Source organism: Notoacmeibacter marinus (genome assembly GCF_002238045.1).
GTDB lineage: Bacteria > Pseudomonadota > Alphaproteobacteria > Rhizobiales > Rhizobiaceae > Notoacmeibacter > Notoacmeibacter marinus.
Genome location: NZ_NBYO01000001.1, coordinates 136,589 through 149,527 on the forward strand (window position 1 = coordinate 136,589; position 12,939 = coordinate 149,527).

12 protein-coding genes are annotated in these 12,939 nt (G+C 61.5%); 9 read left to right on the plus strand and 3 right to left on the minus strand.

The window, feature by feature from the left end; translation table 11 throughout:
• The first annotated feature begins 1 nt into the window (after position 1).
• From B7H23_RS00625 to B7H23_RS00665, 9 genes are all read left to right on the plus strand, one after another.
• Positions 2-1,207 carry an FAD-dependent oxidoreductase gene (locus B7H23_RS00625; protein ID WP_094075490.1) on the plus strand — a complete coding sequence of 402 codons (1,206 nt, stop codon included), beginning with the start codon at positions 2-4 and terminating at the stop codon, positions 1,205-1,207.
• An 85-nt stretch (positions 1,208-1,292) separates the two neighbouring features.
• Positions 1,293-2,465, plus strand: coding sequence for a cystathionine beta-lyase (locus B7H23_RS00630; RefSeq protein ID WP_094076779.1), 1,173 nt, complete (start codon positions 1,293-1,295; stop codon positions 2,463-2,465).
• A gap of 123 nt (positions 2,466-2,588) precedes the next feature.
• Complete coding sequence (locus B7H23_RS00635; RefSeq protein WP_094075491.1) at positions 2,589-4,685, plus strand: 3-hydroxyacyl-CoA dehydrogenase NAD-binding domain-containing protein; 2,097 nt, start codon at positions 2,589-2,591, stop codon at positions 4,683-4,685.
• A gap of 43 nt (positions 4,686-4,728) precedes the next feature.
• A complete protein-coding gene (locus B7H23_RS00640; RefSeq protein WP_094075492.1) occupies positions 4,729-5,910 on the plus strand; it encodes an acetyl-CoA C-acyltransferase in 1,182 nt (393 codons plus the stop codon).
• Between the two features lie 18 nt (positions 5,911-5,928).
• Positions 5,929-7,134, plus strand: a complete 1,206-nt coding sequence (pimC, locus tag B7H23_RS00645; RefSeq protein WP_094075493.1) for a pimeloyl-CoA dehydrogenase large subunit — start codon at positions 5,929-5,931, stop codon at positions 7,132-7,134.
• A 37-nt stretch (positions 7,135-7,171) separates the two neighbouring features.
• Positions 7,172-8,320, plus strand: coding sequence for an acyl-CoA dehydrogenase family protein (locus tag B7H23_RS00650; protein WP_094075494.1), 1,149 nt, complete (start codon positions 7,172-7,174; stop codon positions 8,318-8,320).
• Positions 8,321-8,473: 153 nt separating this feature from the next.
• The gene (locus B7H23_RS00655) at positions 8,474-8,911 is read left to right on the plus strand and encodes a YeeE/YedE family protein (RefSeq protein WP_094075495.1); all 438 of its coding nucleotides are present in this window, start codon (positions 8,474-8,476) and stop codon (positions 8,909-8,911) included.
• A gap of 3 nt (positions 8,912-8,914) precedes the next feature.
• The gene (locus B7H23_RS00660; protein ID WP_094075496.1) at positions 8,915-9,358 is read left to right on the plus strand and encodes a DUF6691 family protein; all 444 of its coding nucleotides are present in this window, start codon (positions 8,915-8,917) and stop codon (positions 9,356-9,358) included.
• 66 nt (positions 9,359-9,424) lie between these two features.
• The gene (locus B7H23_RS00665) at positions 9,425-9,760 is read left to right on the plus strand and encodes a protein tyrosine phosphatase family protein (RefSeq protein WP_094075497.1); all 336 of its coding nucleotides are present in this window, start codon (positions 9,425-9,427) and stop codon (positions 9,758-9,760) included.
• Positions 9,761-9,830: 70 nt separating this feature from the next.
• Here the strand turns inward: B7H23_RS00665 and B7H23_RS00670 are convergent, their stop codons facing one another.
• The 3 genes from B7H23_RS00670 to B7H23_RS00680 form a co-directional block, all read right to left on the minus strand.
• Positions 9,831-11,153: a TRAP transporter large permease gene (locus tag B7H23_RS00670; protein WP_094075498.1), complete on the minus strand. Its 1,323-nt coding sequence runs from the start codon at positions 11,151-11,153 to the stop codon at positions 9,831-9,833.
• Positions 11,150-11,668 carry a TRAP transporter small permease gene (locus B7H23_RS00675; protein WP_094075499.1) on the minus strand — a complete coding sequence of 173 codons (519 nt, stop codon included), beginning with the start codon at positions 11,666-11,668 and terminating at the stop codon, positions 11,150-11,152. The genes B7H23_RS00670 and B7H23_RS00675 overlap by 4 nt, the downstream gene beginning before the upstream one ends.
• Before the next feature lie 128 nt (positions 11,669-11,796).
• Positions 11,797-12,921 carry a TRAP transporter substrate-binding protein gene (locus tag B7H23_RS00680; protein WP_094075500.1) on the minus strand — a complete coding sequence of 375 codons (1,125 nt, stop codon included), beginning with the start codon at positions 12,919-12,921 and terminating at the stop codon, positions 11,797-11,799.
• Positions 12,922-12,939: the final 18 nt, after the last annotated feature.

Genomic DNA, 12,939 nt, shown 5'->3' on the forward strand with positions numbered 1-12,939 from the left:
TTTGGAACCTCCTCGAACCATTATCGTCGCCGGTGCGGGCATTGCCGGCCTTACCACCGCGCTAATCCTGGCGCGGCAGGGCCGGCCCGTCATTATCATCGAGCGGTTCGACGAGCCGAGTGAGGTCGGAGCCGGCCTGCAATTGTCGCCCAATGCCAGTCGCATTCTGTTCCGTCTCGGCCTGGAAGAGCGGTTGCGCGATCAGTCCCACCAGCCCGAGGCTATTCGCCTGGTGGCTGGCGGACGGCGGACGGCTATTACCGAACTGCCGCTCGGCGACCTGGCCGAAAGCCGCTGGGGCGCCCCCTATCTGACCATTCATCGCGGGCGCCTGCATGCCATTCTTTGGGATGCGGTCAAGGCGGAACCGCAGATCACCATCGAAACAGGACACGCGATCGTCGGGATCGAAACCGACGCCGTGGGTCCGCGTGCGATCGTCGGCGGGCCGGATGGCGAAGAGGACCGGTGGGGCCATCTTGTGGTGGGCGCCGATGGCGTTCGCTCGGCGGTTCGGGCGGCCATGCCGAAGGGTTTACCACCCCGCTATACCGGAGAGATTGCGTTTCGCGCCGTCCTGAAAGGGCCGGACGCGCTTGCCAAGGCGGCGGCCGCCGGCATCGACACGAAAAGCGTTTCGGCGTTCCTTGCCCCGTCCGTTCATCTGGTCGCCTATCCGCTCGGCGGTCATCGCGGCGTCAATCTCGTCGCCAATATTGCCGGCAACGATCCCGGGCCCGGGTGGAGCGAGATTTTCTCGGCCATGACGGCACAACGGGCAATCGGCCGCATCTCGCCCGCGCTCGGCGAGATGGCTGGAGATCTGAACTGGCTGGCCTGGGGTCTCTACGCGGTAGCGCCACGCACCCCTTATATCGATCCGGGTGGTGTCGCGCTCGTCGGGGATGCGGCCCATGCCATGACCCCATTTGCCGCGCAGGGCGCGGCAATGGCCATCGAGGATGCCGCCGTTCTGGCGCGCTGCCTCAAACGCTGGCATGGCGACCGCCGCGCCGCGCTGCTGCAATATGAAGCCGAGCGGCGTCCCAGAATCGCTCGTGCCCGGCGACGTGGCGCGTTCAACCACTTCGTCTGGCACGCGCCTTTTCCGATCTCGCTTGGACGCGACATCGTTCTTCGCGCACGCAACGGACAGAACCTTCTATCCGATCTGGACTGGCTCTACGGCTACGATGCCGGGCGCTGATCAGCCGCCTGCATCCTCTTGGGCCGCAATGGCAATCGAACAGACAGGCATTGTCGAGACACAATCGAACGCGGAGCATTCTTCGATGACGAAACTTCCCAAGGATATCGGGATCAACACTCTGCTGGCTCATGCCGGCCACGACCCGAACGACTATCACGGCTTCGTCAATCCGCCGGTCGTCCACGCTTCGACCGTCCTCTTTCCCGACACCGAAACCATGCTGAGCCGCAACCAGCGCTACACATACGGCACCCGCGGCACGCCGACGACCGATGCGTTGGCCAGCGCCGTCGATGCGCTCGAAGGGTCGGCGGGCACGATCTGCGTGCCGAGCGGGCTTGCCGCCGTCACCATTCCGCTTCTGGCCTTCCTGTCGTCGGGCGATCACCTGCTCTGCGTCGACAGCGTCTACAATCCGACGCGGCGCTTCGCCGACGGTCTTCTGAAGCGCATGGGCATCGAGACGACCTATTACGAACCGGAGATGGGCGCGGATATCGAAAGGCTGATCCGGCCCAATACGAAGGTCGTCTGGACCGAAAGCCCCGGCTCCAACACGTTCGAAATGCAGGATATTCCCGCCATTTGCGAAGTCGCGCACCGGCACGACGCCATCGTGATGATGGACAATACCTGGGCGACGCCCCTCTATTTCAAACCGCTCGATTTCGGCGTCGATATCTCCATTCACGCAGCGACCAAATATCCAGGCGGCCATTCCGACGTTCTGCTCGGTCTGGTGTCGGCCAATGAACGATGCTGGACGCAACTGCACGACACGCACATCACGATGGGCTGCTGCTCCGGACCGGACGATGTCTATCAGGTGCAGCGCGGGCTGAAGACGATGGGTATCCGGCTCGACCGTCACCAGAAAAGCGCGCTCGAAATCGCCCGCTGGTGCGAAGGGCAGGACGGGATCGCTTCGGTCCTGCATCCGGCCCTACCGAGCCATCCCGGATACGATCTCTGGAAACGCGACTTCTCCGGCTCCTCCGGCCTCTTCTCCATCGTTCTCGATGGCGGAGGACAAGATGCCGCGGCGGCCTTCCTCGACGCGCTGACAATCTTCGGCCTCGGCTATAGCTGGGGTGGCCATGAGAGCCTCGCCGTTCTCGTCAACCTGTCCGACCGGACGGTGGCACGGGGCGATTATGGCGGTTCCGTTATCCGGCTGCAGATCGGACTCGAAGACCCGGCCGATCTGGTTGCCGATCTGGAGCGCGGCCTTGCCGCCGTCAAAGCGCTCGACTGACACCGGCCTTGCGTCCATCAACATACTGAGTAGTATGTCTGGGTGGAGAGGCTTCGTTGCGCGCTATCTGGTGCGGTTGAGGCACCCGTCGTAGGCGGGAAATACGGTGTCGGAGGAGTTTTCATGGACGATCTCGTAACCACCAAGCGGGATGGCGATATCGCCATCGTTACCATCGATAATCCGCCGGTGAACGCACTTGGTCATGCGATGCGGACCGAGCTTCACGCCGCACTGGAGAGCGCAAAGACCGATAACGACGTTCATGCCATCGTCCTTGCCTGTGCCGGCCGGACCTTCGTCGCGGGGGCGGAAATCAAGGAATTCGGCAGCGACAAGGCGCTTGCCGATCCCAATCTGCCGGGTCTGATCGCGCTTCTGGAAAGCATCGATAAACCGACCGTCGCGGCCATTCACGGCACGGCGCTCGGCGGCGGGCTGGAACTCTCCTTCGGCTGTCACTACCGCGTCGCCCTTGCCGGATCGAAAGTCGGTCTGCCGGAAATCAATCTCGGCCTCATTCCCGGCGCGGGCGGTACGCAACGCATGCCGCGACTTGTCGGGCCGGAGCGCGCGCTCGACATTATCCTGTCGGGCAAACCCATCCCGGTCGAGGCGGCGCACAAGGACGGCGTTATCGATGCGGTGTTCGAAGGCGATCTGGTCGAAAACGCAATCGCCTTCATTCGTGAGAAGGCCGAGGGCGGGGAAACGGTCGCTCATATTCGCGACCGCGACGACAAGCTCGCCGGCTGGAAGGATGATCCGAACCGTTTCGATGCCGTCATCGCGGAGAAGACCAAGAAGAGCCGAGGGCTTGACGCTCCCATCGCAGCGGCGCGCGCGGTGAAGGCCACGCTGACCATGGACATCGACGAGGGCCAGAAATTCGAGCGGGAGCAGTTCGTCAAACTGGTAAGCGGAGACCAGTCGGTCGCGCAGCGCCACATCTTCTTTGCACAACGCGAAGCCACAAAGGTTCCGGGTATCGGCAAAGAGGTGAAAGCACGCACCGTCAAAAAAGTTGGAGTGATCGGCGCCGGCACGATGGGCGGCGGCATTGCCATGTCGATGGCCAATGGCGGCTATGACGTCGCTATTCTGGAGATGAACCAGGAGGCGCTCGACAAAGGGCTCGACCGCGTATCGAAAACCTATGATATTTCCGTCAAGCGTGGCTCGATGAACGAGGATGCCAAGGCGAAACGCATGGCGCGGCTCAGCGGCACGACCACTTATGGCGATCTAGGCGATTGCGACCTCATCATCGAGGCCGTGTTCGAGGATATCGGCGTCAAGGAGGACGTGTTCGGCAAGCTCGACAAGATCGCCAAGGACGGCGCCATCCTCGCATCCAACACTTCCTATCTCGATGTCGACAAGATCGCCGGCTTCACCGGGCGCCCTCAAGACATTCTCGGCACGCACTTCTTCTCGCCCGCCAATGTGATGAAGCTGCTCGAAATCGTCCGCGGCGGGAAGACCGCGCCGGATGTGATCGCCACGGCGCTCGAAGTCGGCAAGCGCGCCGGCAAGATACCGGTGGTCGTTGGCGTCTGTCACGGCTTTGTCGGCAACCGGATGCTGGAGGCGCGCTCGGCCGAGGCAGAAGACCTGCTGCTGGAAGGCGCGACGCCGGCCGAGGTCGACAAGGCGTTCCGCGATTTCGGCTGGCCGATGGGTCCCTACCAGATGAGCGATCTGGCGGGTATCGATATCGGATGGCGCAAGCGCCAGGCGCGCGGCGAACGCGCCGAGATCGCCGACACGCTCGCTGAACAGGGCGATTTCGGACAGAAGACCGGCAAGGGCTATTACAGCTATGAGGATGGGCGCACGCCGGTTCCGCGCAGCGAAACGCAGGACATCATCGAGCGTGTCGCCGGTGAGAAGGGCGTCGAACGGCGCGCCATTTCCGACGAGGAGATTCTGGAGCGGACGCTCTATCCGATGATCAATGAGGGCGCGAAGATCCTCGAGGAGGGGATCGCAACCCGCCCGTCGGACATCGATGTCGTCTGGGTTTATGGCTACGGCTTCCCGGTCGGCAAGGGCGGACCAATGCACTGGGCCGACCAGCATGGTCTTTCCAAAATCGTCGAACGGCTGGAGCATTGGGGCAAGGCGACCGGCAAGGATGTCTATGCGGTGTCGCCATTGCTGAAGATGCTGGCCGGTGAAGGCAAGGGGTTCGCCGATTACCAGAAAGAACGCGCCTGAGCGCGGCAACGGACGCGCATTCGCGCTAGGAGGAGAGAATATCATGGTCGAAGCCGTCATCGTATCCACGGCACGCACGCCAATCGGCAAAGCCTATCGGGGCGGCCTGAACAATACGGATGGCCACAGGCTGGCCGGTCATGCCATCAAACACGCGCTGAAGCGTTCGGGACTGGAAGGCTCCGACATCGAGGATGTCGTGATGGGCTGCGCCATGCAGGAGGGCACGACCGGGCTGAACGTCGCCCGCCGCGCGCTTCTCTCCGCTGGTCTGCCGAACACGGTCGGCGGCACAACCATCGACCGCCAGTGCTCATCGGGCCTGCAATCGATGGCGGTGCTGGCCAACGCCATCCGCAATGACGGCGTCACCGCCGGCATTTCCGGCGGCGTGGAATCGATCAGCCTCGTTCAGAACGATCACCGCAACACATTCCATCTACTCGACAAATCGCTGTCCGGCGATGCGGCGGATGTTTACATGCCGATGATCGATACGGCCGAGAATGTCGCCAAACGCTACGGCATCTCCCGCGAGGCGCAGGACGAATATGGCGCGCGCAGCCAGCAGCGCACCGCCGAGGCGCAGGATGCCGGCAAGTTCGCCGACGAGATCGCGCCGATCAGCACCACGATGGGCGTGATGGACAAGGAGACCAAGGAAGTCTCTTACAAGGACGTGACGGTAGAGAAGGATGAGGGCGTGCGTCCCGGCACCACCGTCGAGGCGGTGTCCGGCCTCAAGCCCGTGCGCGAAGGCGGCACGATCACGGCGGGCAATGCTTCGCAGCTGTCCGACGGGGCGTCGGCGCAGGTCGTGATGAGCAGCAAGGAAGCGGAAAAGCGCGGCATCGAGCCGCTCGGCATCTTCCGCGGTTTCAACGTGGCGGGCTGCGCGCCGGACGAGATGGGCATCGGCCCTGTGTTTGCCGTGCCCCGCCTTCTGGAGCGCCATGGTTTGTCGGTCGACGATATCGATCTTTGGGAACTGAACGAAGCCTTTGCCGTGCAGGTTCTCTATTGCCGGGACAAGCTCGGCATTCCGGACGAGAAGCTGAACGTCAATGGCGGTTCGATTGCCGTCGGTCATCCTTACGGCATGAGCGGCAGCCGAATGATCGGCCATGTTCTCATTGAGGGCAAACGCCGCAACGCCAGATATGCCGTCATCACGATGTGCGTCGGCGGCGGCATGGGCGCGGCCGGTCTGATCGAGATCGTCTAAGCCAGGGAGGCAAGAGCCATGGAACTTAAGCTGAGCGACGAGCAACGCGCCTTTCGCGATGAGGTTCGGACCTTCTTCAAGGAAAACGTGCCGGACGACATTCGCAAGACGATGGTCGAGAGCGGCCATCCGACGAAGGAGCAGTTCCAGCGCTGGACGAAGATCCTTGCCTATAAGGGCTGGGGCGCGCCGCACTGGCCGGAAGAGCATGGCGGCACGGGCTGGGGACCGGTCGAGCAATACATCTTTCTGGAAGAGTTGCAGGCCTATCCCGCGCCAGCGCCGCTGCCCTTCGGCGTCAACATGGTCGGGCCAGTGATATACACGTTCGGCAATGAGGAGCAGAAGCAGACATATCTGCCGCGCATTCTCGATCTGACTGACTGGTGGTGCCAGGGCTTTTCCGAGCCGGGCGCCGGCTCGGACCTCGCTTCGCTGAAGACCCGCGCGGTGAAGGAGGGCGACCACTACATCGTCAACGGCCAAAAGACATGGACGACGCTGGCGCAACACGCCGACTGGATCTTCTGTCTGGTTCGCACCGACCCCGATGCCGACAAGCCGCAGAAGGGCATTTCCTTCCTGCTCATCGACATGAAGAGCGAAGGCATCACCGTGCGCCCGATCCAAACCGTCGATGGCGGTGTCGAGGTCAATGAGGTTTTCTTCGACGATGTGAAGGTGCCGGTCGAAAATCTCGTCGGCGAGGAGAACAAGGGCTGGGATTACGCCAAGTTCCTGCTCGGCAATGAACGCACCAACATCGCCCGGATCGGCATGAGCAAGCATGCGGCGAAGCGCATCCGCGAACTGGCCGGAATCGAACTGGCGGGCGGCAAGCCGCTGATCGAGGATCGACGGTTTGCCGAGAAGCTCGCAATGCTGGAGATCGACCTGAAATCGCTGGAGATCACTCAAATGCGTGTGGTCGCCGACGATGCCAAGAACCCGAACGCGAAAACGCCAAATCCGGCCTCGTCCATTCTCAAGATCAAGGGCAGCGAAATCCAGCAGCGTTGCACCGAGCTTCTGATGGAGGTGATGGGACCCTATGCCGCGCCGCGTCAGCACGACGATTATCTCGGCCACAACGAGCCGCCGATCGGACCGGACTACGCCGCCCATGCCGCGCCGGGCTACTTCAATTATCGCAAGGTTTCGATCTATGGCGGGTCGAACGAAATCCAGAAGAACATCATCGCCAAGGCCGTGCTCGGTTTCTGATCCCGGCTGATGCGACTGCGAATGGAGGACTGATCGGATGGATTTCGATCTTACCGAAGAACAATCGATGCTGAAGGACAGTCTCGACCGGCTGCTCTCCGACAATTACGGTTTCGAGGATCGCGAAAAGATCCGCAAGGCAGAACCGGGCTGGTCCAGGGATGTCTGGGCGCAGCTTGCCGAACTCGGCCTGCTTATGCTGCCCTTTGCCGAAGAGGACGGTGGTTTCGGCGGGGGGCCGGAAGACGTCATGCTTGCCATGGAGAGCCTTGGCGGAGCGTTGTCTCTGGAGCCGTTCCTCGCGACCGTCGTGCTGGCTGGCGGCGCATTGCGCGAAGCTGGCTCCGATGAGCAACGCGGTGAGCTGGTGCCGCAGATCGTCGGTGGCGAACTCGTGATGGCGCTGGCGCATGGCGAACGCGGCGCGCGCTACACGCTCAGCCATGTCGAGACGACGGCGAAGAAAGACGGCGACAGCTATGTGCTGAACGGCGAAAAGAGCATCGTTCTGCACGGCGCGGATGCGCACAAGCTGATCGTCTCGGCGCGGACCTCCGACGATGCGGCCGATGAGGACGGGATCAGCCTGTTCCTCGTCGATGCGGATGCCGACGGCATTTCGCGCCGCGGCTACAGGTTGCAGGATGATCGGCCAGCCGCCGAGATCACGCTGTCGGACGTCAGGGTACCAGACTCAGCGCGTCTGGGCGCTGAGGGCCAGGGCTATGGCGTTCTTGCCAAGGTGCACGACCAGGCCATCGCCGCGCTTGCGGCCGAAGCGGTGGGCCTGCTGACGCGCATTCTGGCGACAACGACGCAGTATCTGAAGGATCGCAAACAGTTCGGCGTGCCGATCGCCAAGTTCCAGGTTCTGCAGCACGATAGTGTCGATATTTTCGTCGCGCTGGAGCAAATCCGGTCCATCGCCATGTATGCGACGTCCGAAGCCGACAATGAGGACGCAGAAATTCGTTCGCGGGCGGCATCGGCGGCCAAGGTCATGCTCGGTCAGGACGGTCGCAAAGCGGCGGAGACGGCGATCCAGCTGCATGGCGGCGTTGGCGTCACGATGGAATACGCCATCAGCCACTATTTCAAACGCATGACGGTGAACGACATGCTGTTCGGCAATGCCGATCACCATCTGAAGCGGATTGCCGAGACGGGATCGCTTTTGGAAAGCTGAGTACGACGATGCGGCGGACCCGAGCGAAGGCGCGGCCCGACGGCCGCGCCTTTTTTCGCTTGAGCGTATCGGCTCGCCAGCCTTGCGGATCGTACAACGCTTTCATATATGACTTTCTCTATATATTATCCCAGCGAACGAGACATTTTCGCCATGGACTTCATACCAACCGAATTCACGCCATGGGCATCGCTCGCCGGCGGCATTCTGATCGGCCTGTCGGCCGTTCTGCTCATGGCCCTCAACGGCCGTATCGCCGGCATGACAGGCATTCTCTCCATTCTGACTCGACCCGCCGACTGGTCCGGCGAACCCTGGAAGATCGCGTTTCTCGCATCAGCCATCGCGGCGCCGCTTCTTCTCCTGGTCTTCGGCTATACGGTGCCCGTTCAGGTGCCCGCTTCCACACCCTTTCTGGTCGTGGGCGGACTTCTGGTCGGCATCGGCACGATGCTGGGCAGTGGCTGCACGTCCGGCCACGGCGTCTGCGGGATCGCCCGGCTATCGCCACGGTCCATCGTCGCTACGGCAACATTTCTCGGCATGGCGATCGTGACCGTATTCGTCGTCCGTCTAACGACGGGGGCCTGATCCATGAGCATTCGCCAGATCGCTGCCGGCGCGGCTGCCGGTCTTCTTTTCGGGCTCGGCATCGCTCTTTCGGGCATGATTAACCCTGCCAAGGTGATCAGCTTTTTCGATGTTACCGGAGAATGGGACCCGTCGCTGCTGTTCGTCATGGGCGGCGCGTTGATGACAGCCTTCATCGGCTATCGCATCATCTTCAAGACATGGTCGCATCCGCTGTTCGACACGAAATTCAATCTGCCGAGCGCGGCGGAGATCGATGCGCGGCTCGTCAGCGGCGCCGCCATTTTCGGTATCGGATGGGGCATTGCCGGTTTCTGCCCGGGCGGCTCACCGCCAGCGATCCTTCTCAATCCCGTGCCGACGCTGATTTTCATCGTGTCGCTGCTTGTCGGCGGTGTCATCGCACGACTTTTCATCGCACCGCGCTTTCAAACCGCGAAGGCTTGAGAAGGTTCGTCCGACGGGCGATAAGGCACGATATTCCCACGTGTCTCATTTCGAGGACTGACGAAGATGGATCTCCGCTACCTCACCGAGGATCTGGCCGTCGCCGGACAAATATCGGCCGACCACATACCCGCCATCGCCGAAGAGGGCTTCAAATCCGTGATCTGCAACAGGCCCGATAGCGAAGACGGAGCCGTCGCGCATGAAGAGGTGGAGCGGGCGGCGGCGGAAGCCGGCCTGCAATTTCGCTACATTCCTGTCGTCTCCGGCGCGATCGTCGCGAACGACGTCACGGAGATGGGCCAGGCCCTTCAGACCTTGCCCAAACCGGTTCTTGCCTATTGTCGCTCCGGCGCACGGTGCACCAATCTTTTCGCGTTGACCAAGCAGGCCGGTTACTGATCCAAAAGACAATCACCCGAACCGAACGGCCGCATTCCGATGCGGCCGTTTTCCGTTTGCCAGCCCGTTCCTAGAAGACGCGCAGAAGACCCAGTGTCAGGATCGGGAACGCCACCAGTACGACGACCCGCAAGAGGTCCGAAGCGACGAAGGGCAGCACGCCCGTGAAGGTTTCGCGGATCGGAATCTCCCGTTTCGCCATCGAATTGATGATGAAGAGATTCATGCCGACCGGCGGCGTGATGAGCCCCACCTCCACCACGATCAGAGCCAGAATCCCGAACCAGATGGAGAAATCCTCCACGCTCATTCCAAAATCGAGCTGGATGACGATCGGGTAGAAGATCGGGATGGTCAGCAGGATCATCGAGAGCGAATCCATGACGCAGCCCATCAGAAGGTAGAATACCAGAATGATGATGAGCACCATCATGGGGGCGAAGCCCTGATCGGTGACCCAGGCCGCCGCCTCCTGCGGCACCTGCGTCAAAGCCAGAAAGCCATTATAGATGCCGGCGCCGAGCACGATGAGGAAGATCATCGCCGTGGCCGATGCCGTCGCCAGGATGCTTTCGGAGAAGGTGCGCCAGTTCATGCCGCCATTGACGAGCGCAATGAGACCCGTGCCGGCCGCGCCGACAGCAGCGCCCTCGGTCGGCGTGAACCAGCCGCCGTAAATGCCGCCGACCACGAGAATGAAGATGACCAGCACCGGCCAAACTTCTCCGAGCGCAATGAAGCGTTCCTTATATGGCACGCGCTCGCGAATGCCGGCGCTTCCCGGCCTAAGGCGGACATAGATGGAAATCGTCAGCATATAGCCGATGGCGGCCAGGATGCCTGGAATGAAAGCCGCGACGAACAGTTTGGCGATGTTCTGTTCCGTCAGAATGGCGTAGATGACCAGAATGACGGAGGGCGGGATGAGAATGCCGAGCGTGCCGCCGGCCGCGAGTGTGCCGGACGCCAGCGCACCGCTATAGCCATAGCGGCGCAGTTCCGGCAGGGCGACCTGCCCCATCGTGGCAGCGGTGGCGAGGGATGACCCGCAGATGGCGCCAAAACCAGCGCAAGCGCCGACTGCGGCCATCGCCACGCCGCCCTTTCGATGGCCCATCCAGACCTCCGCAGCTTTGAAGAGGCTCTGGCTCATGCCACCGAGAGTGGCGAACTGGCCCATCAGTAGAAAGAGCGGGACGATCGACAGCGAATAGGAGGAGAAGGTGGTGTAGGTCTCGCTTTTCAGCTTGGCCAGGATCATCAGGGTCGAGCCGCCAACCATCCAGGAGCCGCAAAAACCGACGACCAGCATGGCCAGTCCGATCGGCATGCGCAGAAAAATGAGCAAAAGCAGGACTGGAAACGACCAGAGGCCGAGTTCGAGATTGCTCAATGGATCGTTCCCCCGGTTTCGATCGGCCGCTTGTCCGACAGTTCGCCGATACGAACGAACACCATGTAAATGGACACGATGCATGCAATGACAGCCGGCACGAACGCCGCCGCATAGCCCCACCAGACCGGAAATTGCAGAATGAAGGTGGTCTCGCCGTAGCGCAGCTTGTCGGTCAATCCATGATAGAGACGCCAGGTGATGACGATCAGCGCGACTGTCATTACGATCTCGCTAACGAGATCAATCCAACGATTGATCTGTGCGGGCAGTCTTGCAGTAAAGAGATCGACCATCGCGTGAGCACGGCGGAGCTGGCACCATGGCAGAAAGGCGAAGATAGCGAGGGCCACACCCGCCTCTATCAGTTCGAAATCGCCCTTGACCGGTTTCAAGCCCACCGACAGGCCGGCCCGGCCGATAATGCTGATACAGGTCATGATCGTCAGCAAGACGAGCACAATGCCTCCCACCATGGCGCTGGTCTTCGCCAGACGCTCAATCCACCTGCTCATGAAAGTCCCTCCCCCGGGAAATTGGCCGCGCCATGGGCTGCGCGGCCAATCCAATTCAAGCTCGATCTGCCGCTACCATAGAGGGCTACTTGGTTGCAAGTGCAACCGTTTTGGCGCCCAGCCGGCTATCAATTCGCGGTTTTCGTGTCGGATCCGGCGTCGGAGGGGGCCTCATCGAGCGGTCCCACCGAGCTGTTGCCTTCTGCCAGCCAGTCGTTCTCTTCCCTGATGAACGTCTTCGCTTCGTCAAGAAGCGCCTTTCCGTCGATTCCCTTGGAATCGATATCTGCGGTCCATGCCTCGACGACGGGCTTGGCGGCATCCTTGAAGCCCTGGAGCGCATCGCCCTCCAGCACCATGACATTGTTGCCCATTTCGACGGCTCTCTCCCGCGAGGGGCCGTCGGCGCCTGCCTGTGTTCGACCAGCGAAGCCGGAGAACTCGATTCCGGAATTGTCATCGATGACCTTCTTCAGATCGTCCGGCAGGCTCTCATATTTGTCCTTGTTCATGGCGAGAACGAAGGTGAGCGTATAAAGCGCGGGCGTTCCGAACTCGGTGTGGTTCTTGACGAGCTCCGACACTTTCAGGGCCGGCACCACTTCCCACGGAATGGTTGCGCCGTTGATGACGCCTTTCGACAAGGCTTCCGAAATAGCGGGCACAGGCAGGCCGACCGGTTCGGCGCCCAGCTCGTCCAAAAAGGCATTGATGGTTCGCGAACCGCCACGAATCTTCATTCCGGCCAGATCGTCGACACTCTCGATCGGCTCGTCGGAATGGAAGATGCCGGGACCGTGCACCCAGGTTCCAAGGATCTTGAAATCCTTGAACTCCGTATCCTTCATGTCCTTTTCGAAAAGACGCCAGAACGCTCGCGACGTCGCCTCGGCGTTTTCCATGATGAAGGGCTGCTCGAACACTTCGCTGCTCGGGAACAGACCGGGCTTATAGCCGATGACGTACCAGGTGATGTCGATCACCCCGTCCCGCACCTGATTGATGAGTTCCGGCGGCGTGCCGCCGAGTTGCATCGCGGGGTAGATGTCGATCTTGATCCGATCGTCCGATTCCTGTTCGACGGCCTTGGCCCAAGGTTCAAGAATAAGTCGCGGCACGTTCGCCTGTGCCGGCAGGAAGTGCTGCATGCGCAGGAGGACTTCTTCGGCCATGGAACTGGCTGGCGATACGAAGGCCGCCGCGGCTCCAAGAACGGTTCCGAGAGCCAGACGGCGCAGTGAGAATGTCGACATATATTCCTCCCTTGGCGA